The sequence below is a fragment of the Steroidobacter sp. genome (genome assembly GCF_016790065.1).
Taxonomy (GTDB): domain Bacteria; phylum Pseudomonadota; class Gammaproteobacteria; order Steroidobacterales; family Steroidobacteraceae; genus Steroidobacter.
The window spans coordinates 1-22,504 of record NZ_JAEUPY010000839.1 but is presented as its reverse complement, the minus strand read 5'-3'; the positions used below and the strand labels follow the sequence as shown (position 1 = coordinate 22,504).

The 22,504-nt window shown below is 61.6% G+C and carries 15 protein-coding genes; 2 read left to right on the top strand and 13 right to left on the bottom strand.

The annotated features are described in order from the left end of the window. From JNL55_RS33840 to JNL55_RS33780, 13 genes are all read right to left on the bottom strand, one after another. The coding region (locus JNL55_RS33840; protein WP_293865238.1) for a hypothetical protein at window positions 1–352 on the bottom strand (352 nt) is incomplete at its 3' end. Between the two features lie 77 nt (window positions 353–429). Beyond that, entirely contained in the window at window positions 430–3,141 is a 2,712-nt protein-coding gene (locus JNL55_RS33835; protein WP_293865236.1) for a M14 family zinc carboxypeptidase, read from the bottom strand. A gap of 137 nt (window positions 3,142–3,278) precedes the next feature. Beyond that, window positions 3,279–4,292, bottom strand: a complete 1,014-nt coding sequence (locus tag JNL55_RS33830; RefSeq protein WP_293865234.1) for an alpha/beta hydrolase family protein — start codon at window positions 4,290–4,292, stop codon at window positions 3,279–3,281. Window positions 4,293–4,294: 2 nt separating this feature from the next. After that, window positions 4,295–5,563, bottom strand: coding sequence for a serine hydrolase domain-containing protein (locus JNL55_RS33825; protein WP_293865232.1), 1,269 nt, complete (start codon window positions 5,561–5,563; stop codon window positions 4,295–4,297). 50 nt (window positions 5,564–5,613) lie between these two features. Continuing rightward, window positions 5,614–7,350 (bottom strand): N-acyl-D-amino-acid deacylase family protein, encoded by a 1,737-nt coding sequence (locus JNL55_RS33820; RefSeq protein WP_293865230.1) that lies wholly within the window; start codon window positions 7,348–7,350, stop codon window positions 5,614–5,616. 15 nt (window positions 7,351–7,365) lie between these two features. Next, window positions 7,366–9,918 (bottom strand): TonB-dependent siderophore receptor, encoded by a 2,553-nt coding sequence (locus JNL55_RS33815; RefSeq protein WP_293865228.1) that lies wholly within the window; start codon window positions 9,916–9,918, stop codon window positions 7,366–7,368. Between the two features lie 62 nt (window positions 9,919–9,980). Further along, window positions 9,981–11,069 (bottom strand): FecR family protein, encoded by a 1,089-nt coding sequence (locus JNL55_RS33810; protein ID WP_293865226.1) that lies wholly within the window; start codon window positions 11,067–11,069, stop codon window positions 9,981–9,983. Window positions 11,070–11,083: 14 nt separating this feature from the next. Next, window positions 11,084–11,599 (bottom strand): RNA polymerase sigma factor, encoded by a 516-nt coding sequence (locus tag JNL55_RS33805; protein ID WP_293865224.1) that lies wholly within the window; start codon window positions 11,597–11,599, stop codon window positions 11,084–11,086. Between the two features lie 95 nt (window positions 11,600–11,694). After that, window positions 11,695–13,605 (bottom strand): CocE/NonD family hydrolase, encoded by a 1,911-nt coding sequence (locus tag JNL55_RS33800; protein WP_293865222.1) that lies wholly within the window; start codon window positions 13,603–13,605, stop codon window positions 11,695–11,697. Between the two features lie 124 nt (window positions 13,606–13,729). Further along, on the bottom strand, window positions 13,730–15,013 hold the full coding sequence (locus JNL55_RS33795; protein WP_293865220.1) for an amidohydrolase family protein: 1,284 nt from the start codon (window positions 15,011–15,013) through the stop codon (window positions 13,730–13,732). Window positions 15,014–15,015: 2 nt separating this feature from the next. Further along, on the bottom strand, window positions 15,016–17,733 hold the full coding sequence (locus tag JNL55_RS33790) for an amidohydrolase family protein (RefSeq protein ID WP_293865218.1): 2,718 nt from the start codon (window positions 17,731–17,733) through the stop codon (window positions 15,016–15,018). Window positions 17,734–17,806: 73 nt separating this feature from the next. Then, window positions 17,807–19,057 carry an alpha/beta hydrolase family protein gene (locus JNL55_RS33785; protein ID WP_293865216.1) on the bottom strand — a complete coding sequence of 417 codons (1,251 nt, stop codon included), beginning with the start codon at window positions 19,055–19,057 and terminating at the stop codon, window positions 17,807–17,809. Window positions 19,058–19,132: 75 nt separating this feature from the next. After that, window positions 19,133–21,565: a TonB-dependent siderophore receptor gene (locus JNL55_RS33780; protein ID WP_293865214.1), complete on the bottom strand. Its 2,433-nt coding sequence runs from the start codon at window positions 21,563–21,565 to the stop codon at window positions 19,133–19,135. A 184-nt stretch (window positions 21,566–21,749) separates the two neighbouring features. On the opposite strand from JNL55_RS33780, the gene JNL55_RS33775 reads away from it, so the two are divergent. Continuing rightward, window positions 21,750–22,322 (top strand): RNA polymerase sigma factor, encoded by a 573-nt coding sequence (locus tag JNL55_RS33775; protein WP_293865212.1) that lies wholly within the window; start codon window positions 21,750–21,752, stop codon window positions 22,320–22,322. Beyond that, window positions 22,319–22,504: FecR/PupR family sigma factor regulator (locus JNL55_RS37595; RefSeq protein WP_415923217.1), on the top strand; the 186-nt coding region annotated here is incomplete at its 3' end. The genes JNL55_RS33775 and JNL55_RS37595, both read left to right, overlap by 4 nt.

Here is a 22,504-nt window from a genome sequence, read left to right as displayed (position 1 = left end):
GCGCGCTCTCCGTAGCCTTCCAGACCTGACCGTCGGTCATGCGGAACAGGCCCCTACCATCGAATCCATAAGTCACATTCGCGATCTGCACGGTCGCCCGCTCGACGCTTTCCTGCGGCGTCTTTTTCTTGAGTTGTTCGTGGCCCAGGCTGGCCGGCGCACTTTCCTGACGTTTGCCGCCTAGAGCATTCAGCGCTCGTTCCAGGCAAGCAACGTGCTCCGACGGGCTTTCAGCGTACTTGGCGCGACAATCGGCGACTGCCGCGCTGGGCTCTGCCGCGGAGTGCGCCAGAGCGGCATACAGAAAAATGCCTTGAGCGAGTACGCAGCGAGTCAGCGAGTTCGTTGCCATGGGTGCGTTCGGCGTTGGCTGTACCGGAGCCACAGCATACTGCCAGTGCAACTCGGTGTGGCCCAGCGAAATTCAACTTAGCGAAATGCCGGCCCGAGCAGCGCCGCGTTCAGGAACAAGCGTTGGGTTCCCAACGAATAGCCGCGAAACACCGGGTCGGCGGCAAACAGCAGCACCTGGCCAGAACCGTGCCGCTCACGCACCAGATAGGCCGTGTTCGCGATGTAACCGACCGCTTCCGGCCAAAGTAGACCGGAGAGCGCCAGGCGTGTCGGCGTTTCATAACAACCCGCCAGATCGGCGCCACCCTCCGCGATCAAGGCATCGTCTTCGCGGAACAGGACTGGCAAGCGTGGCGAGACCCCGAACCCCGCCCAATGCATGGGCTTCAAGCGCGCCGCGACGTAAGCACCGCGAGGTAGAAACTTTCGCAGCACATCGCCGAGACCAAGGTCGCCCGGCTCGAGCACGGCGGCGTGGTCTGGGAATTCGAACGGCACGACCTCGTCCGATAGAAATGCTCTTGCCCCTGGCGCTACAACCGGATTGACCGCCGAATCGCCAGCGTTCGGATCGAGCACAGCGCTCGCACCCGTCGCAGACAGGAAGTCGTTAGCTCTGACTGCAGCGACATCTCTTCCCAACAACAGAGGTGGAAACTGCGCCAACACAGCACTACGCAGTTTCGTTGCTGTCAGCCCCACGCCGGCCAGCGACAGCGCGCCACCACCCAGAGCAAGCAACGTTCCGCCACCTTCGATCCAACGTCGCAACTGTGTCGCTGCGCCCGCATTCAGAACTGCAGTGAGCAAGGTCCGATCCGATGCTTCCCCGAGGATCAGCACGCTATACCGACTCAGATCGACGGCACTGAGTCGCATCACATCGAGCAAAGTCACTGGCACGCCAATCTCAGCATCGAACAGATGCCAAACCGCACCGGTGTTTGCCGAGTCCATGCACGCGCCAGTCAGAATCGCCACGGACGGTGACTGCAGCAGCACGAAACCAGGATCGCCAAGGTCCGGGCCGGCCTGCGTCCTGGCGCCCTCGACGCCAATGAATTCGATGTCACCACGAGCTTGTTCCCGAGCCAAGAGTTCGGCGATGTCGCTGGCTTGGTCATCGCCGCGAATCAACAAAGTCCCCGGCTCGTAAGAGACGCCAGCATGGGCAAAGGCCTCAGTCGCAACCCGAAGCTTCACGCCAGCCGCAAGCAAACGTGCCGTCGTGTACAGCGAAGTATCTACAAACAGGTAACCGTATCGGGCGGGCGCCACTGCGCGCGGCACAGACGTCTTCGCTGAAGTGACAGTCTGTCGAGCTGCCTTCGGGATTGATGCCGACCAAAAGGCATCCAGCCCGAACGCCAGCGGCAACGACCAAGCGGTCACATCGAACAGCTGCGTCTTGCTGCCCAGTTCCAGCCCACGCCGTTCTTTGCGTAGAAACGCTGCGCTCATCGGCACATGCGGATCGAAAATGTTTCGAATCAGTGCCGCTAGTTTTTGTTCCGTGCGAATCAACAGCGTCCCGGCAGGTAATGTCGCGGCAACCTCATGGGCTGACCCGATCGAGTGCAGGCCATGGACGTCGACGCTCTCGGTCAATTGCTCGACCTCAACCCCTTGTGCCAGCAATAACGCCAAGACCCGTTGCAGCTTGAAAGCATCTCCAGGCGGAATCAGCCAAACACGGGGTTTGTGAGGTTCGGCTGCAGCGACTCGCCGGGCGCGCCACCAACGTAACAAAAGCTTCTCAGTGCTCTGCTCCGCCGTCGCGAGATTGGCCCAGGTGCTGCGCAGCTGATTCGCCAGTGCCTGCGCATAAGTACGGGTGTGTCCGTTCGGCAGTTTCACGGTCGTCGCCACCATGCCGGCCTGCTCGTACAGGATCGGCACTGCGCCGTGATACGCCGGCCAGATGTCGAAGAATCCTGGGTAGAACACCTCGTTCCAGCTGCGGGTGTAATAACTCATGCCATCGACATCGAACGCCGCGGCATGATCGGTGCCGAAGTCTTGCCAGGACTGGTGCACAGTGGCCGGCAGGTGCGGATTCAATGGCTCGGCCGGGACGGCGAACAGATAATTGTCGCCGATCATCATCTCGTGCACGTCGACGAACAACTGCGGAGCGGCGGCCAGAATTTCGCGAATTCGCGCTGCCGACTCCTGTTGCACGCCGAACACGGCATCGCGGTTCAGATCGAACAGATAATGATTGCCTCGGCCACCCGGCCACTGGCTCTGGTGCTGTAGATCCTGGATGTCTTGCGAGCCCGACTTGCGGTCGAACGAGCGGATGTGCGCCAGATAACGTTCTCGACCGTCGGGATTGACCATCGGATCGAGATGCACCACCAACCGATCCAACAGCCGCATGCACGCAGCATCATTTCGTGCTGCCAATTCATAGGCCGCGATCAGCGCAGCGTCCGAACCCGACGGCTCATCGCCGTGAATTCCGTAGCCGAGCCATGCAACCACGGGCAGCTTTCCCGCGCGCGTCCGAGCTTCCGCCTCGTCCTCACAGCCATCCAGCTCTCTCAGGCCGGCTTGGATTTCGGTAAGCCGCGCCAGATTCGCCGGCGAGGAGATGGTTACGGCAACCAGCGCCAGCCCGTTGCTGGTCTCGCCGTAATGCCTGAGTTGCACACGCGGGGAGGCGCTGGCCAGTCGCCCGAGATAATTCAGCATCTCGTGGTGCTGCACCGGGCGCTCCCCCGGCTTGAACCCCAGCACGGACTCGATCGTCGGAATCGCGGAATCCACGGACACTTCGCTCACAGCCGCTCCCATCTCCAGAATCGGCGTGGAGTGTAGCTAGCCGAGAGCGGGAAGTTCCACCGCTGCGCAGGATGCCTCGCGCTTGACTTGCCGGCACGAAACTTTGCAATTCAGACCAGATCCGGAACCCGAACCGCTCACTGCAGGCGGACCGGCTTCAAATAGCGCGCCAGGAATTTATACACATCGCGCCGGGACTCTTTGGCGAGTTTGGTGTCGATCATGTTGAACCCGTGGCCGCCGGGGGCATTGTCGTAGATCCGGTACTCGAACTTTTTGTTGGCCGCTTTCAAGGCAGCGATCAAGTGCTCCACTTCCATGACGTGCACGTCGCCATCGTTGGTGGTGCTATGGATCAACAAGGGCGTCTGCAACTTGTCGGCGTGATAGACCGGCGAACGGCGGCGGTATTCCATCGGATCTTCTTCCACCGACTTGCCGATGAAATGATTGAAGATCGCAGGATAGCTGGGCTGATAGGCCATGCGCTGTACCAGATCGCTCACCGGCACACCGGCATACGCCACCTGGTAGTCCCCCGGCCAGCGGAAGATGTTCATCAGCGCGTGGAAGCCGCCATGGCTCCAGCCCAGTATGCCGACGCGCGATGCATCGACGTTCGGCAGATTCTCAACCGCCCAATCGCGCGTCGCATGCGTGTCATCGATCTCAGCGCCACCATAATCGATCTCATCATAGAGGCCGCGGCCGAACCCTTTGCTGCCACGATACTCCGGTGCGATCACGACGTAGCCTTCCTGCAGCAACTCTCGTGCAATCGTAACCAGCAGGCCGCTGAAGTTGGAATGCACACCGCCGTGTGGAAACACCAGCAGCGGCGCCTTGCGATTACCGAGTGCTTTGGGCACGAAGGTATACGCAGAGAACACGAGCGGATTGCCCGCACCGAGAGCGGTCGGATTGGACGTGCGCGGCGGCAACGACGTGATTCGAATTTCTTCGATCTGCGCAATATCGCCGAGCCGCTGATACATGGTCAGCACCTCGATCTTGCGCTCGAGTATGTCGAAGTCGTGCCGGTACTCGGGCACTTTCGGCGCTGGATACTTCGAGGCGCCGTCAGCCAGAGTGTGGCCGGTCGTCGCCAACAAACAAGCGCCCGCAAGCAGGCATCCGAACAGCTTTCTCATGATCAACGCACCGCGCTGGTGACTAGGAATCGGAAGGGAGTTTGCAAGTAGTAGCTGGTCGGTCCCGCGGTCTGGGTCAGCAACACCCCCACGATGCCGTTGCGCTTATCCACCCACGCGAAGGTGCCATCGGAGCCACCATGAAAGAATGTTTCGCCATCCACGCGCCAGCCGTAGCCGTACTTGTGAGAGACATAGCCCATCCGCGATCGGTTCGTGAGTAGACGCTCCCTGGCCGCGCCAGAGAACAACGAATAGTCCTCGGAGGTGATCCCCATGAGCGTGGTGTGTTCGGTCGTCACCTTTGCAACAGTGTCCGGCGTCAGGATCTGCTGACCGCCGTAGCTGCCGCCGTTAAGAAACATCTGGCAGTAGGTGGCATAGTCCCATGCGGTGGACACCAGGCTGTGAGAGCCCGCGGGAAACGGAGCACTTGGTTCTTCGCCCGGCTTCCATTCCGTCTGCCAGCGACCATCCTTTCTGTCGAGATACAATGGCCCCATCCGCGACAGCTTGCCTTCCAAGCGTTCCGCGGCTTCACGATAGTAGGTGTCCTTCATACCGAGCGGACGAAACAACGCGTCACGCATGAATACGTCGAACTTGTTGCCGGAGCGCAGCTCGACCAGTGCCGCAAGCGCGTTGTACCCGGCGTTGCTGTAGCTATAGGTGGTGCCGGGCGTCACATCCGCGCCGACCGCGCCGAACCGGGCCACCTCCAGCACCAGCGATGGCGCGTCCGGATGCTGCCGACTCGGTTTCATCAGCGGCTCGATGAACGGATCGAACCTCGGCATGCCCGCACGCAGTCCGCTGGTATGCGTGAGCAGGTGATGGATCTGGATAAAACCGGCGCGGTAATTGTCGAACGTCGGAATATACAAACGCACCGGGTCGGAGTACTTCAGCTTGCCCTGCTGTTCCAGGATCGCGATGCCGGTGGCGGTGACCGGTTTGGTGTTGGAAGCCATGCGGAACATCGTGTCCCGCTCCATGGGCAACTTCGCATCGACGTCGCGCCAGCCAAGTGCTTCGTACATGACGACCTTGCCTTGGCGCGCCACGAGCACGACTGCACCAGGCAGATCGCCGTTGGACACTGCACCTCGATAGAGATCGAGGGCACGAGCCAAGCGCTCGGGCATCATGCCGGCCTGATCTGCAGACGCCAGCGTCAATGTGACATCGTCGGCGCTCGCTGCCGACCCGATGCACAACGTCAGTGCGGCGATCAGCTTCGCCGCCAGCGTGGTTGAGTTGTAACGCTTCATGAAATTACACATTCCGTGACGAGGAAAAATTGTTTCGGCGCCGCGCGCCGCTAAGGACTCGTGGTCCAGTCACTGGCCGAGGCCCGACAGCCACCGCCTGCGTGACCCGACCAGCCGCGACCGCGAATGAACCGACCGGGTCGAGCGGATGTCGACGCGCCGTTGGCGAGGACGCGCACGCCGTTCACCCAGACGTCGCTAACACCCGTCGCATATTGCTGAGGCCGCTCGAAGGTCGCGTGATCCTGGATGCGAGCGGGATCGAACAGCACGAGGTCGGCGAAGTAGCCCGGCTTCAGCCAGCCTCTTGCGGCGATCGAGTAACTCGCCGCCGGCAGGCTGGTCAGACGCCGCACCGCCTCCTGCACGGACAACACTTTCTCTTCGCGCACATACTTCGCAAACACGCGAGCAAACGTTCCGTAAGCACGTGGATGCACCCCGCTCGCCTTCGACACGGTCAGCGCCTGCAAATCCGAACCGAACGAGATGTAACGTTCGCGCAATTGCACCCGCAGGTTGTCTTCGCTCATGCTGAAATAGAACGCACCGAGATGACCGGGCTCCGCCTCGATCAACTGCAACGCCGCTTCCTGCGCGCTCACACCTTTCGCCTTCGCGACATCAGCCAGCGTCTTCCCTGCGAACTTCTGCAGCGAGGCTGTTTCGAAAGATGCCAGCACTACACCTGACGGACCGCCTGCATCGCGCATGGCGTTCTCCCAGCTATTCGTCGGCTGTTGCATCTCTGCGATCACGCGCGCGCGAATCTTTGGATCCTTGAGTCGCGCACGGAATGCATCCATGCCACCTTCTTGAACCCACGGCGGCACAGTTGCTGAAAGACCGGTAGCCGCGGCTACGTAGGGATACATGTTTGCCGAGATCCGCAGTCCACGTTCTCGAGCATCACGAATTTTCGTCAACGCTGGGGCCAGCTTCGGCCAGTTGTCTTGGCCGGCGGCCTTGATATGGAAAACAGTAGCGGGCGCGCCGGAGCGCCGCGCAATCTCGAGCAGTTCGTCGAGAGCCTCCAGGAACTGATCGGCTTCACTGCGTAGATGACTGGCGTAGAGGCCACCGCAGTTTCCCGCTTCTGTGGCCAACGCAGTCAACTCCTCCGTGCTGGCGAATACACCCGGCGGATAGATCAACGCCGACGCCACGCCCAACGCACCCTCTTCCATGGCTTGACGCACGAGCTGTCGCATCTGCATGAGCTGCTCAGCGTTGGGCTGCACATTGTCGTCACCCAGCACGTAGCGCCGTACCGTCGTCGCGCCTACCCAGCCCGTGACGTTCACGGAAATGCCAGTGCGCTCCAGGCCCGTGAAGAACTCGCCCAACGTGCGCCATTCAAACGGGAAATTCGTTGCCGAACTCCGCTGCCGTTCGGCGAGCAACGCAGGTGACAGCGGTCCGGCCGTGGAGCCCTCGCCGACCACTTCGAGCGTCACGCCTTGTCGCAGATCGCTTTCGGCTGTGCGATGTATGGGCAGCGAGTACTGCGCATGGCTCATCGCGTTGATGAAGCCAGGAGCAAGCGCTCGGCCACGTGCATCGATGACATCGCGAGCGGGCCCTTCGAGCGAAGGGGCGACCGCAACGATGCGATCGCCCACGACCGCAACGTCTGCAACGAACGGGGCCTCGCCCGATCCGTCGTAGACCGTGGCACCCTTTACGAGCAGATCATAGGGAGACGCGGCACCGGCGACACCGGACAGCAGCATCATTGCTGCCGTCCAGCCGCAGGCCCGCAGGCACTGCCGAACATTCATCGTCATGACCGCTACGCTCGATCAGAACTCGGCGCGAACGGTCAGCAACAATGTGCGCGGGTTGCCGTAGTTGTTCTCGGCAGCGAAGCCCAACACCTGGTAGTACTTCTTGTCGAAGATGTTGTCGCCGAACAGGCTGACATTCCATGTATCGTTCACTCGGAACTGCACCGAGGCATTGAACACGGCGTATGCAGCTTGCTCAGCACGTGCCCGCACGAAGGTAGTGCTGGTGGGACTCTGCAGCAGCACGCCGTCAATCGCCGTCGTCGAGTTCATGACCACACCGCCATTCACCTTCCAGCGCGAGTGCGAACTCGGCTGCCAGGTGCTCCACAGTTTGAGCATGTGTTTGGGGGCGCGATTCAACGTGAGCGCGACCCCCGAAGGCACATAGACGCCTCGCTGCAACGATTCCATGCCCGAGTACTCGTTCACGTAGTACGAGTAGCCCGCAAACATCTGCCAGCCTGGCACGACGGTGCCGCTGACCTCGGCCTCGAAACCTTCGGTATCGACGTCGGCGACCGCCAGGAAGCAACACGAGGAGCCGTTCTGCCCTGCTACAGCGGCATAGGCGGGATCTCTCATCGCCTGCCCTTCTCGGCTGATCTTGTACAGCGCGGTGGCGACGTTGAGATTGTCGAACAGCTCACCCTTGATGCCGATTTCGAAACCGTCGCCGGTCACCGGATCGATCGGCGTGCCCGGCGGCGGGCCCTGCAACCGGTGGGACTGAACTTCGAAGGTCTCGGCGAAACTCGCGTAAGCCGTCCAGTCGGCCGCGAAGTTCCAACGCAAAGCGACGCTAGGAATGAACGCTTCGTCTTCGTAACGAGTGCGGCTCACTGCACCGTAAACACCGTTGTTGACGGCTTGGTAATCCTGCTTGAACTTGTACTGCCCGTAACGCCCACCGAGCGACAACCGCAACGGCTCGGCGAGCTGCAGATCGAGCGCGCCGTAAACACCCTGCTGGCTCGGACTGAGTTCGGGGTAGTAATCGGTCAAGGTCGCCACCGGCGCCGGATAGTTGCGACCATCGAAGTCGAACACATTGATCAGCGGGTTGCTGGGCGTGCCGTAGACATAGCCTTCGAGCCGATACTCGCGCTGCCCGCCGGCGTCGATACGGCTGTAGTCGGTGCCGACCGTGAAACGATGCTCGCCCCCGAACAAATTGAAGCTGCCGCTCAACGACACATCCAACAGATCCTGCGTGCTGTCGTTATCCACCGCGCGAGTCAGCGCCTGCGGACCAGTGAGCGTCGAGGAATTCACCAAGCCGGACGAGATGAACGTGCGCGTGATGGTTTCCTGCTCGATGCGTGTGGCATTCACCTTCAGCATCATCGAGTCGCCGAGTTTCTGTTCGGCACGAACAAAGAACTCGTGGCCTTGCAGATGCCAGCGTGCCCACGGCACGGTCAACGCAGTCTCTCGCGACAATCCTAGATCGGCACCGTTCGAGTAGCGCGGCATGCCACCGCTCAGATCGCCGTCCTCTTTGCGTCGATCGTAGTTGGCGCCGGCGATCAGCACCGTGGTGGGCGTCAGATCGTATTCGAGCGTGCCATAGAAGAACGTCTTCTCCGAATGCGCCAGATCATAGATGTAGTCACGTTCGGCATATGATGCCACCGCGCGGCCACGCAGCCGCCCGTCGCTGGTCAGCGCGCCAGTCACATCGAATTCGCCTCGGTAGCTATTCCAGCTGCCTCCGGACACGGACAGCTTCATTTCCGACTCAGCTTTGGCGCGCTTGCGAACCAGATTGATCACACCACCCGGTGCGCCGGCACCGCTGAACATGCCATCCACGCCACGCAGCATCTCGACTCGCTCGTAAGCGGCCATTTCCTGTGCGAGATTGATACCGTAATTGCCGGTGAAAGCCGCCGCGCCGCCATCGAGCTGCACGGTCTGCACACGGAAGCCTCGCGCATAGAAAAAGCTCGCCGCGCCGCTCGAACTGTGGTTCACGACGGTAACGCCGTTGGTCTGCATCAATGCTTCCGACAACGACGTGAGGTTCTGTTCTTCGAGCCGCTCGCGGGTCACGACGGAGACGGACTTCGGCGTCTCTCGCAGCGACTGTCCCGACTTCGAGCCGATGCCCAGCTCATCGCTCATGCTGGCGAAGACATTGACCGTCTCGATGTTCTCTTGGTCCGCCGAGACCGACTGCGCCGGCGCGGCAACCGACCCGAATACGCCGAGCATCATCGCAGCGAACGAGAACCTCGACGGCAGACCCTTGGCGCTGTACGCCGTGAGATTCGGTTGGGACAAAGCGACGGTGCGCTCATCCAGAAATTCGAACCGCAACTGCGTCCCTTGCAGCAGTTGATCCAGCGCGTCGCGCACGTCGACTGCGCCACTCACCGGCGAGTTCACACGCCCTGCCGCGAGATGCGTTTCATACACCAGCTGCAAACCGGTTTGATCGGCGAACTGCCGTAGCGCCTGCACTAACGGCTGAGCGGGAATATCGAACACGACGCGAATCTCGTTGCTCGCGGCCAGCGCGGCCGGCATGCTAATCGCGCCCAGGAAAATAGATCGGCACAGCATCAGAACTCCCCATGTGTAGCACTTGGATAACGTGCTCTGTTTGGAGAGATGACTGCGCGACATCAGAATACAGACACCGCTTTTTTCTGTCGCAACACCAGTTCGTTGTCGCTGCTGGTTTCGACTTCGACATTCAGCAAGCGCTGCAGGTACTTGGTGAGCGCACCGGGATCGTCGGCATTGAACACGCCGTTGATTCGATATTCGAGCAGCGCCTGGTCGGCGATGCGCATCTGCTGTCGGTTGTAACGATTGAACTCGCTCACGATCACGTCGAGGCGTTCGTTCTCGAATGCCAGACGACGTTGCATCCATGCAGTGGCTAGTTGCACGCGCTGTTCGCTCGGCGCCACTACCGCCTTACCTCCGGCCCGGACCTCAATGGACTCATGAGCTGCAACAGGAACGGTGCCGGGTGACGAGCCCGCGCTTGCGTCCGGATGCGCGTAGGCGACTTGCACCTTGCCTTCCACCACAGCGACTCGCATGCCGCCGCTATGATTGTAGACATTGAACTCGGTGCCCACCGCACGCACGGTCCCGACCGGCGTCACCACTTCGAACGGTCGCTGCGGATCGGCAGCCACGCGGAAGAATGCTTCTCCTTCGGGCAGCTCGATGACGCGGCGATCGGGCTCGTAACGCACGCGAACTCGCGTCAGCGTATTGAGCTGAATCACGGAACCGTCAGCCAACACGATGGAGCGCTGCTCGCCACGAGCGGTGACGATGCGCTGATTCGAAGACCAAGGAGACGCGATCCAAACCGTGAGACCGATGGCCACCACAGCCAGCGCCGCGGCGGCTGACATCGCGGGCATAGACAACCGCCGGCGATTCGAACGCCGCGCCGCTCGATTCGCCTTCCAGGTCGACAATCCGCCACGAGTCAACGACGTAACCGACGCCGAACCGCGAGCGGCAGCGATGAGCTGCTCCGCCGATTCTTCCGGCCACGGCTGCGCTACTTGCAGCCCGCCCCATGCATCGGTCACCGCCAAGTACTCGCGAATGTGGACCGGCGATTCGTTCAACCATTGCGCGAACGACTCACGCTCCGCCGGGGACAGGCCGCCGTCGCGGTGTTTTTCGAACCACTCCGCCGCACGCGCAGTTATTTCATCCGTAGCCGCGTCCTTCATCTGGCTCATTCCCGCTCCTTGCCTCATGGCTCGAAATCCCGCAGCCGGCGGCGGCAGATGGCCATGGCCGCCTGCATGTGTTTTTTCACCATGGATACGGATACGCCGAGCTGCGCACCGATGACTTCATAGGGCATGCCGTCTCGCAGACTCAGCACCAAGACGGCGCGTGGTGCCGCTGGCATGGTGTCCAGCGCCTTGCGAAAGCGCTGTGCCAGCTCGCTGGATACCGCTAGATCCAGTGGGGTGTGCTCGGTCTCCAACTGCAAGGCGGCGTCGCCGTCGCTGTCGTTGACCGAGCGCTGCTCCCGCATGCGGTGTTCCCACAACAGATTGGCCGCGATCCGGAACAGGTAGGCTTCCGCATTGTCGATGCGGCCAGGATCGGCCAGGCGGATGAAACGCAGGTAGGCCTCCTGCGCAATGTCGTGGGCGTCGGCGTCGCTACGCAGGCGACGCCGCAGGTAGCCCAACAGGTCCTCCCCGCGAGCGCGAAACAGCTCGGCAACCAGCTCCGTCGCCCGTTGAATGGAACTCACCTGTGGCCCTTGTTCGGTGCCCACCCGGGGGCAGGCATGACACACTCACCCTATACAGGATGACTGGTCGAGCCGAACTCAGGGATACCACTTTTTTAGGGCTTGCCGAGCGCCCCCGCCGGAATCACCGGCAACACCACGTGCGACGGCGACTGCGCCGAGCGATAAACCTTCTGCATGGCCTTCTGGTACTGCTCCGGCTGCGCACGGTAGATGTCGGTGAAGATCTGGGGATTGCGGTCGATGGCCGGGAAGAAGCTGCTCTGGACCTGGACCATGATGCGATGGCCCTTCTTGAAGGTGTGGAACTTGTCGCGGATCTCGAAACGAATCGGTGTCACTTGGTCAGGCACCATGGCTTCAGGCTTGGCGAAGCTGTTGCGGTACTTGCCGCGCATCACTTCGAACCCGACCATCATCTGGTAGCCGCCCATCGGCGCGCTCTGCGGATCCTTCTCGTCCTGCGGGAAGTCGTCCGGATACACGTCGATCAGCTTCACGAACCAATCCGAGTCCGTGCCGGTGGTCGACGCGAATAGCTGCGCGGGAATCGGCCCGGCGATGGTCATGTCTTCGGTCAGCACCTCGGTCTGATAAGTGAGCACGTCCGGGCGTGCATACGCATAGCGCTGATCGCCGACCATGTAGCCGGGACTCGCCTTGCGCTCGATCACCGACGTGTACGGCACCGGCTTGGCGGGATCGCTCAAGTAGGAGTCGTTGGCATTGCCGCCCTCTTGCGGAGCGCTGAAGCTCAAGCGACCGTCGGCATGGAAGTACAGATTTTTGCCGGTGGCAGCGCGCGGCGGCCATTGATCGAACTCATGCCAGCGATTGCCGCCGGTTTCGAACGCCAGCGCTTCTGGCGGCGACCACTGCCCCACGCCACGCAGGTGATATTCGAAGAATGGGAACACGACGTTCTTCTGGAAATATTCGCCGGTGTTGCTGTCGAAGCGTATGTCGCCGAGCTTGCCGCCCGTGCGCACCCAGCCGCCGTGCTCCCAGGGACCGGCGACCAGCACGCTCTTGTTGCGCGGATTCTGCTCTTCGATGGCGCGATACGTCGCTTCGGCACCATACGGATCCGGCGAATCGAACCAACCCATCACGTTCAGCACCGGCACCTTCACGTTGCGCAGGGTCTTACGCACATTCAGGCGTTCCCAGAATTCATCGTAGTTGGGATGGTCGACGATGTTCTGCCAGATGTGAGTCATCTTGCCGCCCAACGCCCGCTCGTTGACTTCGCTCAACGGCGGCAGGTTTAGATACATCTCATACGCCCACGGCGTGGTGAACGACAACGGCGGCAGCGGCGACTTCAACACGTCGGGCTTGAGGATCTCACGGCCTTGGCGGCTGACATGGCTCATCATGTACCACCATTCCAGCCCCATCATCGCGAACGCGCCGTTGTGATGATCGTCATCGCCGACGAACGGATCAAACGTGGTCGCCTGTGGCGAGGCCGCCTTCAGCGCCGGATGCGGCTCGACCATGCTCATCACCGTGTACCAGCCGGGATGCGAGATGCCCCACTGCCCGACCCGACCGTTATTGTTGGGCACATGCTTCACCAACCAGTCGATGGTGTCGTAGGCGTCGGTGGACTCGTCGGTGTCGGACTTCCTGGTGCGCATGGGCTTGAGATTCACCCACTCGCCTTCGGACTTGTACGTGCCGCGGCCATCTTGGAACACGAAGATGTAGCCGGCCTCGAGAAAGCCTGCGCCGGGCGCCATGGACGACGGCTTCTTGAACTCCTCAGCGCCGTAGGGGCCCGCCGAGTACGGCGTCCGTTGCATCAGCATCGGATATTTCTTGGAGGTGCTCCCGGGCCCATTGATCTTGGGGCTGTAAATCACCGTGTACAGCTGCACCCCGTCGCGCATCACGATCTGATGCTCGCTCTTGGTGTAATGCGCCTTGACGTCGAAATCCTCAGCCACCGCGAGCGAGCTGACGCTCAGCACGGCACACAACCACCAGCAACGCAGCGACATAGGCGCCCTCCTTATCTACGGACTCCCAGTCTGACGGCATCTACCGTCGCTCGGTTAACTTATCGGCACGGGACTCTGCAATTTGGATACGACGGTCGCTTCGGGGCCGTGGGCGCCACCAACCTTACGGCTTCGGCTCGCCGCGATACTTGCGCTGGTACTTCTTCAGCAGCTGAGTGTGATGCGTATCGTCGATGTCGATTTCACGACCGTCGATCCAGACGCGCTCGACGCGCGTGCTGGCCTCGAGAATGTCGCCATCGGCGACAAACAACGTCGCGACCTTGCCAACTTCCAGCGATCCCAACCGGTCGGCGACGCCCAGCACTTCGGCCGGCGACAACGTGATGGCACGCAATGCCGTTTCGGCATCCAAACCCCAAGCCGCGTAGATGCCCGCTTCGTTGTGAAGATTGCCGGCGACGGCCGGCCCACCCGTCATGATGTGTTCCTCATTGTTGGTCGCGACCACGACCTTGACGCCGGCCTTGGCCAACTCAGCAACGGCCGTGTAGCGCTCGTCGTACGCCACCCAACGTCGCGAATGACCCAGCAGCGCCTTGCCCACGATCACGGGCACCTGCAGCGCTGCCAAGCGTGGCGCCACACGCCATGCATCGGTGACACCGCCCGGCTTTTCCACCAGCACCATTCGCAACTCATGCCGCTGCGAAAAGTCGAGCGCTGCACGGATGTTGGTCACGCCCCGGGTATGAATCATGACCGGCATGCGGCGCTCCAGCGCTGGCAACAACCCTTCCAGTTTCAGGTCTGGCACCGTAATGCGCCCGGCCAACTGCTCGACTCGATACTCACGAGCCGCCGCGACGATGCTTTCCAGCACCTCTAGCTGAGCAGCCGTCTCCGGCCAGTACAGGTGCAGCCCGACCTTGGGAGCAATCGTCATCTGCGTCGCGGTCCAGCCGTCCGGCTTCATCAGTGTTGAACGTCCGGCGATGATTGCGTCACGCCCAGCTGCCGGCGCCACTAATGCCGCGAGCACTCCCTCCGCACGCGCCACAGGCCAAGCCACAGTGTCGGGATCGACTGCGACGGCGGTGACGAGGTTGGCATTGTTCGGACCGATCTCCTGGAACATGTGAGATTGCGGTTTCGCGCTGTTCTCCGTATCCGGAAACGTCAGCAGACCGATGATGCTATTGGCGTCGATGAGGCCTGGGTAGATTCGCTTGCCGGATACGTCGAGCCGCGGCGTGCCCGCCGCGACTGCGATGTGCGTACTCACCGCCGCAATCCTGCCATCCGCGATCAGCAACTCCCCGCCACGTATCACGCCATTGCTTACGGTGTAGATGTCAGCGCCGGTAAGCAGAATGGAGCCTGCCGCGGTGGCGGTGGAAGCTGCGATCACGCTGACCAGGCCAGAGATCCATCGGATGTAGTTCATGGTCATAGTCCTTCGCAAACGCCTGCGGCCAGCGTCGGCTCGCCTTGCAAACATCGACGCACCAGTGCAATGAGCCGCTCGCGTTCCGCGGCGATGCGCTGCCGCTCCTGCCGGTCCGCAGCGATGTCGAAATACTTCCTGCCGTCGATCCAGGTCTGTTGTGAGATGGCCGCGTAGTGCAAAGGGTGTGCATTCCAGATCACGAAGTCCGCATCCTTGCCCGGCTCCAGCGAGCCGATCCGATGCGCGGCGCCGAGTTCGCGCGCCGGCCCCAGAGTCACCAAATTCATGGCGGTTATTTCATCGAGCAAACCGCTCTTCATGACCTTGGCCACTTCGATGTTGGGCCGGTGGCTCAAGTCGCCATCGTCGGAATGCAGTGCTGTGAGCACGCCCTGTTGCACGAGCAACGCCGCGTTGTACGGAATCTCATCCGCCGACTCGGGCTTGAAGCCCCACCAGTCGGAGGCCACCGCGGCGCCAGCACCGAGCGCCGCCAACTCAGGAGCCATCTTGTAAGCGTCGGACGCGTGATGAAAGATCGGCACGATACGATACTCGCGCGCCAGCTTCAGAAACGCCGCGATGTCGTCCTGCCGATGACTGTGAATGTGCATGACACAGCGGCCGGCGAGAATATCCAGCAATCCCTCCATACGCAGATCACGGCGCAGCGGACGGCCATCGGGCTTCGAGCGCTGTTGCGTCTCGTAGGCTCGGGCACGATTGAACGCATCGCGCAGTTGGTCCAGCACGCCCATCTTGGTATGCGGATAGCGCGTGCCATCGCCCCAGTTGTACATGTTGGCGTTATCGCCGATCGCCGACTTCATGGCGCACGCGACACCCTCCAGCGGCAGATCGTCATGATGTCCGCCCCAACGCAACTTGATGGTCTTACCTTGCCCGACCAGCACCGAACCGGACCCCGGCAGGGTCAGTAGCGTGGTCAGCCCCGCCGCCAACTGGCGATACACACGAATGTCATCGGGCACGAGTACATCCTCGACTCGCACTTCGCTGATGACGGTATGAGCGTTTTCTCCCCAGATCCGGCCCGTCACCGGCCGGCCGAGCAGGTTCACTGCGGTGTGCGAGTGGATATCGATCATTCCAGGCGTGACGTGCAAGCCGCGCCCATCGATCTGAATCGCCGAGGCCGGCGCCGACAATCGCGTGCCCACCGCACGCACCTTGCCCTGCCCCACCAACAAATCCGCGTGCTCCAGTTTTCCTTGCGGCCCCTGGGTCCAAATCGTGGCATCACGAATCACCACGGCAGCCGGCTGCACCGGCAAGCCAAACGTGCCGTACTCGCCCGCCGGATAGCGGCCTTGCGTTGGCAATGGTGGCTTTGCAACTGCGCGTGCCGCCATAGCTCGCCGATCACCGGCAGCGGCTTGCGGATAACGGCGACCGCTCACCCAAACTTCGTGAATACGTGCCGAGTCGGAACGAAACCAATCCTCATCGGCGACCACCAGGTCGGCGCGACGACCGCGCTCGAGTGTGCCGAGACGCTGCGTCATTCCCAGAATCTTCGCCGGTGCGGTCGTGAGCGCGGCAAGCGCGGCCTGCTCATCGAGTCCTCGCGCCACCGCTTCTCGCAAACGTCGCCAGAACTGCACAGGACTCGCGAGTCCCGACGAGGTGAGAGCGAAAGTGACGCCCGCCTCGGAGAGAGTGCGAGCATTGAATGGCGCCGACTGCCAATGATCCAGATCGGCCAACGCCACCTCCAATGCACGTTCATCCGCGCTGACATCGGGAATTTTCGGCCAAGCTAGCGGCACGATCACGGGCACGTCGGCCGCTTTGAGCAGCGCGGCGTGTCGATACTCGAAGCCGTTGCCGTTGATGACAGCGCGTAACTTGAACTCCCTGGTAAGACGCAGCACCCGTTCGAAATCCCCTGGCATCGGCGCGTCGAACAGCAACGGCTGACGGCGCTCGACGATCGGCTCCAATGCAGCCAGCGCCGGTTGCGGTTGTTGGCGTCGCGCAGGGTCTTGTTTGACTTGCCAGGCCTGATCGCGCTCATGCCACTGCGCATCCAGCAGTGTCTGGCGGATCGTGGCGATCGCGCCGCGAATCGTCATCGGATACCGGTACTCGGCAAAGTGTTCCGAGTTTGGAAACGTTTCGAACGCTGCCACCTGCGCCACTTGCGAGGCGATCAGCGCGTCACCCCAGCGTGCCGCGCCGGAAGTATTCGAGAGCGCCGCCTGCCCCCTGAAAATTCCACTGCGCGGCTGCGTGAGCACACTTGTGAATCCCGACTCACGCAACTGCGCAGCACGCTGCTCGTCGACTCGCAGGCTCCCGGCAACATCATCCTCGGGATGAATCTTGGCATTCGGGTGATGCAGACCCTGCCGATCGGTCGCGGCATCGGTCGCCAATCCATAGTCGCTATTGGCGTCGATGAAGCCAGCGAACACAGTCGCTCCACCGACATCGACGGTGCGCACACCGGCAGGAATCTTCACCGATTGACCAACCGCAGTGATGATGCCGCGCTCCATCAACAACACACCGTTCTCGATCACCTCTCCGGGACGAATCATCAAGCGTGCGCCGGTGATCGCATGGCTCGCCGGTTCCCAATCGTCCCGGCTCACCGCCGCGGACATGTTGGTTTGCGCCTGCGAAACCATCGCCAGCAATGGCAGTGCACTCAAAATGAGACCGCACGAAATCCGGCTCAGCAGTATTGGCATGGGAGATTCATCGAATTGGCAAGGTTGAACAGGGCCACGATTCATATCGTGACCATCGTCTGCCGGCAGTCCGTCATTGCCGAGCGGCAGCGTCCACAGACCGGCGCAGCAACGTCACTTCTGGATAGTTCGTCTCGCCACTCAGCAGAGGCGTCTTCTCCACACCCCGCACGTAGCGATCGAAGAACTCCAACGTGTAGGCGTTGATGATGGCGTGCGCGGCACGCGGGTGGAGGTCATTGGTACTGGCGGGCTCGAACAGCGGCATGTCGGAGAACGTGCCGTGATGGGTCCGCGCGATGGTCAGGTGATACCAATCGTTGGTGCTCCGATGCAGCAGCTGCCAGAAATGCAGTGCGGCCGAGGTGTACGCTTCGATGTAGCCCGCATCCACTTCACCGCCAGGCTGCGGCGGCGTGGCCAACCCAGCATTAAAAGGATTGAACATCAACAGGACCGGCCGCTCGCTGCCGAGCGTGACAACGCCCTTCGGGCCGGCGATGCCGTGCGCCCAACCATCGAGATCGGCAGCGGCCTTGATACGCGCATCGTCTCGCGACGCCTGCAACGACGCGACGCCGCCCAACGACCAACCGAGTGCGCCGACCCGCTCCAGATCCAAGCGCTGATGAAAGCGGCTCTTGGGATCGGCATGCAACGCGGTCAAGCGATCCAGCACGAAGCTCATGTCCTTGACGAACAGACTGATATCGGAATTCGCGAAGCCATACTCGAGTGCTTCGCGGTTGAGCCCACGCCCGGCCTGATTGGGCCTGGCCTGCCACTTCTGTCCGTCGTTGCGATAGCTCGTGCCATCGAGGAAGCGCTCGATGTTGCTCGAGCCCGGATGATCGATGGCCACGACCACGTAGCCCTGGCTGGCGAGAAACTCGGTCTGGAAGGTCGCGCTGAAATGCGGCTGAGTATTGCCGTGGTTGTACAAGAGGATGGGCAGACGCCGCGGCGACGCCACCAGCGGTGCGTTCAGCACCGATTGAGTCTGCACGTGCGACAGCTTCTGCACCCAGTGATCTTTCGCATACAACTGCGGATTGATGGCATAGGGTGCCCGCTTCGCATTCGCCGGCGGCGACGCCGGATACCACACCTGCACCATCATCTTGCGCTTGTCGTTCGGATCGGCGGTGCTCGGATCGTCCTGGGCCGTGTTCACCCACAACTCCTGGAACGTTCCCGTCTGATACGGGCCACGCGGCTCGCCGGCAAACACCTGTGTCGGGACACGAAACTCCGCGGCAGCGACGACGGCCGGCGCGCCTAGTGCAGCCAGCAACAACAAACAACGAGCAGAACTCGCAATCACACATCACTCCTGGATCGGGTCGAGATACGTCGAGGGTGAGGCGAGCACGACTTGCCCGCCTCACCAGGAGTGACGTCAGAACTTGGCGCGCACCGTCAACATGACGTTGGCAGGATCGCCGTACAAGCTGCGGTACTGCAGGTTGCCGAAGTATTTTTTGTCGAACAGATTGTTGCCGTTGAGCGCGACCGACCAGATGTCGTTGACGCTGTACTGAGCCATGGCGCTCCACACCGAGTAGCCGCCCTGCTCGATGCGGGCTGGCGTCCAAACACCGTTCACCAGACCGGTGTACGTGGTCGCGCCCTCACTACGCACCGTGACGCCCGCGCCCACCAACCAGCGCTGCTCGGCGAGCGGCAGTCGATACGAACTCCACACCTTGAACACGTGCTTCGGCGTCAGCGTGTTCAACCGAGTACCGGAACGTTTGTTGTCGTTCTCGTTGAACGTGTAACCGGAGAACAGCGACAGGCCCGGCAGCACCTCACCCGACACTTCGGTCTCGAAGCCCTGGCTCTCCACATCGCCCAGCTCCAGATAGCAGCAGGCGTGACCTTCGTCGCCGATCGTTTGCTGGGTATACAGGGGATCCCCTTCCGCCTGGCCGCTGCGTTCGGTGCGGTACAACGCGAATGCCAGCGTCAACTTGCCGTCGCGCAGCTCCGACTTGGTACCGATTTCGTAGTTGCGCCCGGTCACCGGATCGAGCGGTCGGCCCGGCAACGGACCCGACAAGTACTGCGCTTGGGAAGTGTAGATTTCCGTGACGCTGCCATACACCGTCCAGTGATCGTTGAGCGTGTATAGCAAGCTGCCGTACGGAATGAACACGCCGGAGTCTTTGTAAGACAGTAACGAAGTGCCGCTGATCGAACCGTCGTCGTTATAGAACTTGCTAGGGCTTTCGTTCTCGTAACTCGAATAACGTCCGCCGACTGCGAGCTTCACCCGATCCGCCAGCTCCAGCTGTAGCTTCGCGTAGAAGCCGTGCTGCCGCGTGATGACTTGATAGTCTCCCGAGCGCACGCTCTGCGGATGAAGCGGAATCGAGCCTGCTCCGAAATCGAACATATCTACCGGACTCGACGTCGCGCCCGGGTATCGGACCAGCCTTGAACTGTTATCGGTGCGCTGCGAATCGAAGCCCATCAACACCGTATGACGCCGGCCGAATAACTCGAACGGGCCGGTGAGGCTCACGTCGAACACATTGCGCTGTGCCTCGTAGCCGGAGTAGGGAGAGTAAAAGTAAAGCGCGCTGGTCGAGCCCGGCGCCTCGATGTTGGTTCTCAGCACCGCATAGTCGAGGTGCTTCTCGGACTCGCCATGAGTGGCGCTGGCGGCCAGTTTCCAGCTCGCGCCCAGTCGCTGTTCCAGACGCAGAAACACCTCTTCGGTGTCCGACGTCCAAGTCGCCCAGTCGGCGATCAGTGCAGCGGTGCGTGGCAGATCGATCAGCTGACCATTCGCATAACGCATCGCGCCGGCGGTGTTCGGCATCTCATCGCGCTTCTCAATGCTGCCGCCAGCAATCAGCACGGTGCTGTCGGTGAGGTCGCCCTCGACGGTCGCGTAGTAGAACTGGCTGTCTTCCTGAGCAATGTCATAGAAGAACTCTCGGTCCGTAACATGCGCCACGGCGCGGCCGCGCAGTCGACCGTCGAAAGCCAAAGGGCCGGTAACATCGACCTCGGCGATGAAGTTGTTCCAGCTGCCCGCACTCAAATTCAACAGAGTCTGCTGACGATTCAAGCCGCGCTTGCGCACCAGATTGATGGTGCCGCCCGGGTCGCCGGCGCCGGCGAACAAGCCATCTGCACCGCGCAGAATCTCGACCTGCTCGTACATCGCCAGATTCGGACTGAAGTAGTAGCTACGATTCACGTCCATGGAGGCGCCATCGACCTGCATGTTGCTCACTTCGAAGCCGCGCGAGTAATACGTCGCTGGCTTGCCAAAGGCGTCTGCCTCGACCGTCATGCCCGGCGCCTGGCTGATCAACTCGCTGACGCTGTTGAGGCTCTGCTCCTGAATGCGCTGCTGGGTCATGATGGTGACCGACTGGGGCGTCTCTCGCAGCGTTTCGCCGCGCTTCATCATCGAGACCTCGTCGATCAACCGGCCGGCGACGATGACTTCATCGATGGTTTCGAGCTGGCTGGTGCTGTCGCCATGAATCGACACCGAATGTTCGTTGATGAATTGGAACGATAACCCCGAGCCGCGCAGCATCTGCTGTAGAGCCTGGTCGATACCGTAGGTGCCTCGAATGCCGTCGGTCTTCAAATCGCCGACCAGTCCACTGGGCGCGGTGACCTGCACTCTCGCTTGCTCCGAGAATCTCAGCAGGGCTGTGGATAGCCCCTGCGCCGGAATGTCGAAGCTCACGCTCTTGTGCACGCCGGATTCAGCAGCGACGGCGACGTTCATGGTCATCGCGCCGGTCAGCGCGGCGCCGCTCAGGATGGTCCCCACCAGCAATCGCAAAGTGGTGGAACGATTCATTCTGGAAACTCGACTGTGCATGCGCTCTCCCAAGTTTAGAGTTATGACCGGCTAGACGCTCGGCGGCCAGAATCTGGAACGTCAGCGCTGCGCGAAGATTTTTTTCGGCCCAGGTTCAATTTTTCGCGGGCCGAGCGTCTAAAGCTTCAGGTACCCTCAAGATCCCCTCCCCTAGCGCGCCGGCATGTTCGAGTCGAATCCCGCTCCCCCGCCCGATCCCGAGCCGGTCCCAACGGGGCCCGAGCCGCAGGCGCGCGCCGAGCTCATCGATGGGCTGTTTCGCGAACACAACGACGCGTTGGTGCGCTTCCTGATCGCGCGCCTGTACTCGCAACAGGAAGCCAAGGAAGTGGCGCAGGAGGCCTATGTCCGGCTGCTCCAGCTCGACCAGCTGGGCACGGTCAGTTACCTGCGAGCGTTCCTGTTCAAGATCGCGGCCAACCTGGCGGCGGACCGCTTGCGGGCACGCTACCGGGAAAGCACCGCCGTGCAAGCCCGGTTGTTCGATCAATTGCACGAGACCCTACTGTCCCCTGACCGTGAAGTCGCCGGCGCCGAAGAGCTCGGCTTGCTGAATCGGCTGATCCTGGAGCTGCCGCCCAAATGCCGACAAGTGTTCCTGCTGCATCGTATCCACGGCGTGCAACTGCCGGACATTGCCCGGCAACTCAATATCACCGAACGCATGGTGCGCAAGCATGTGATGCGCGCCTTGATTTATTGCAAAGCCGGCCTGGATGCGGCGAGTAAAGGATGACTCCCATGCGCTTCAATCGCGACCTCGACCTGCTGCAGCGACTGGAAACCGATCCGGTGCTGGAACAAGCGGCCGATTGGTTCATCGAGCTCAAGGAGGACGATCCGCCGGTGGAACGCGTGATGGAATGGCAACGCTGGCTGGCCAGCGACCAGCGCCATCTCGAGGCTTATCGCGGCGTC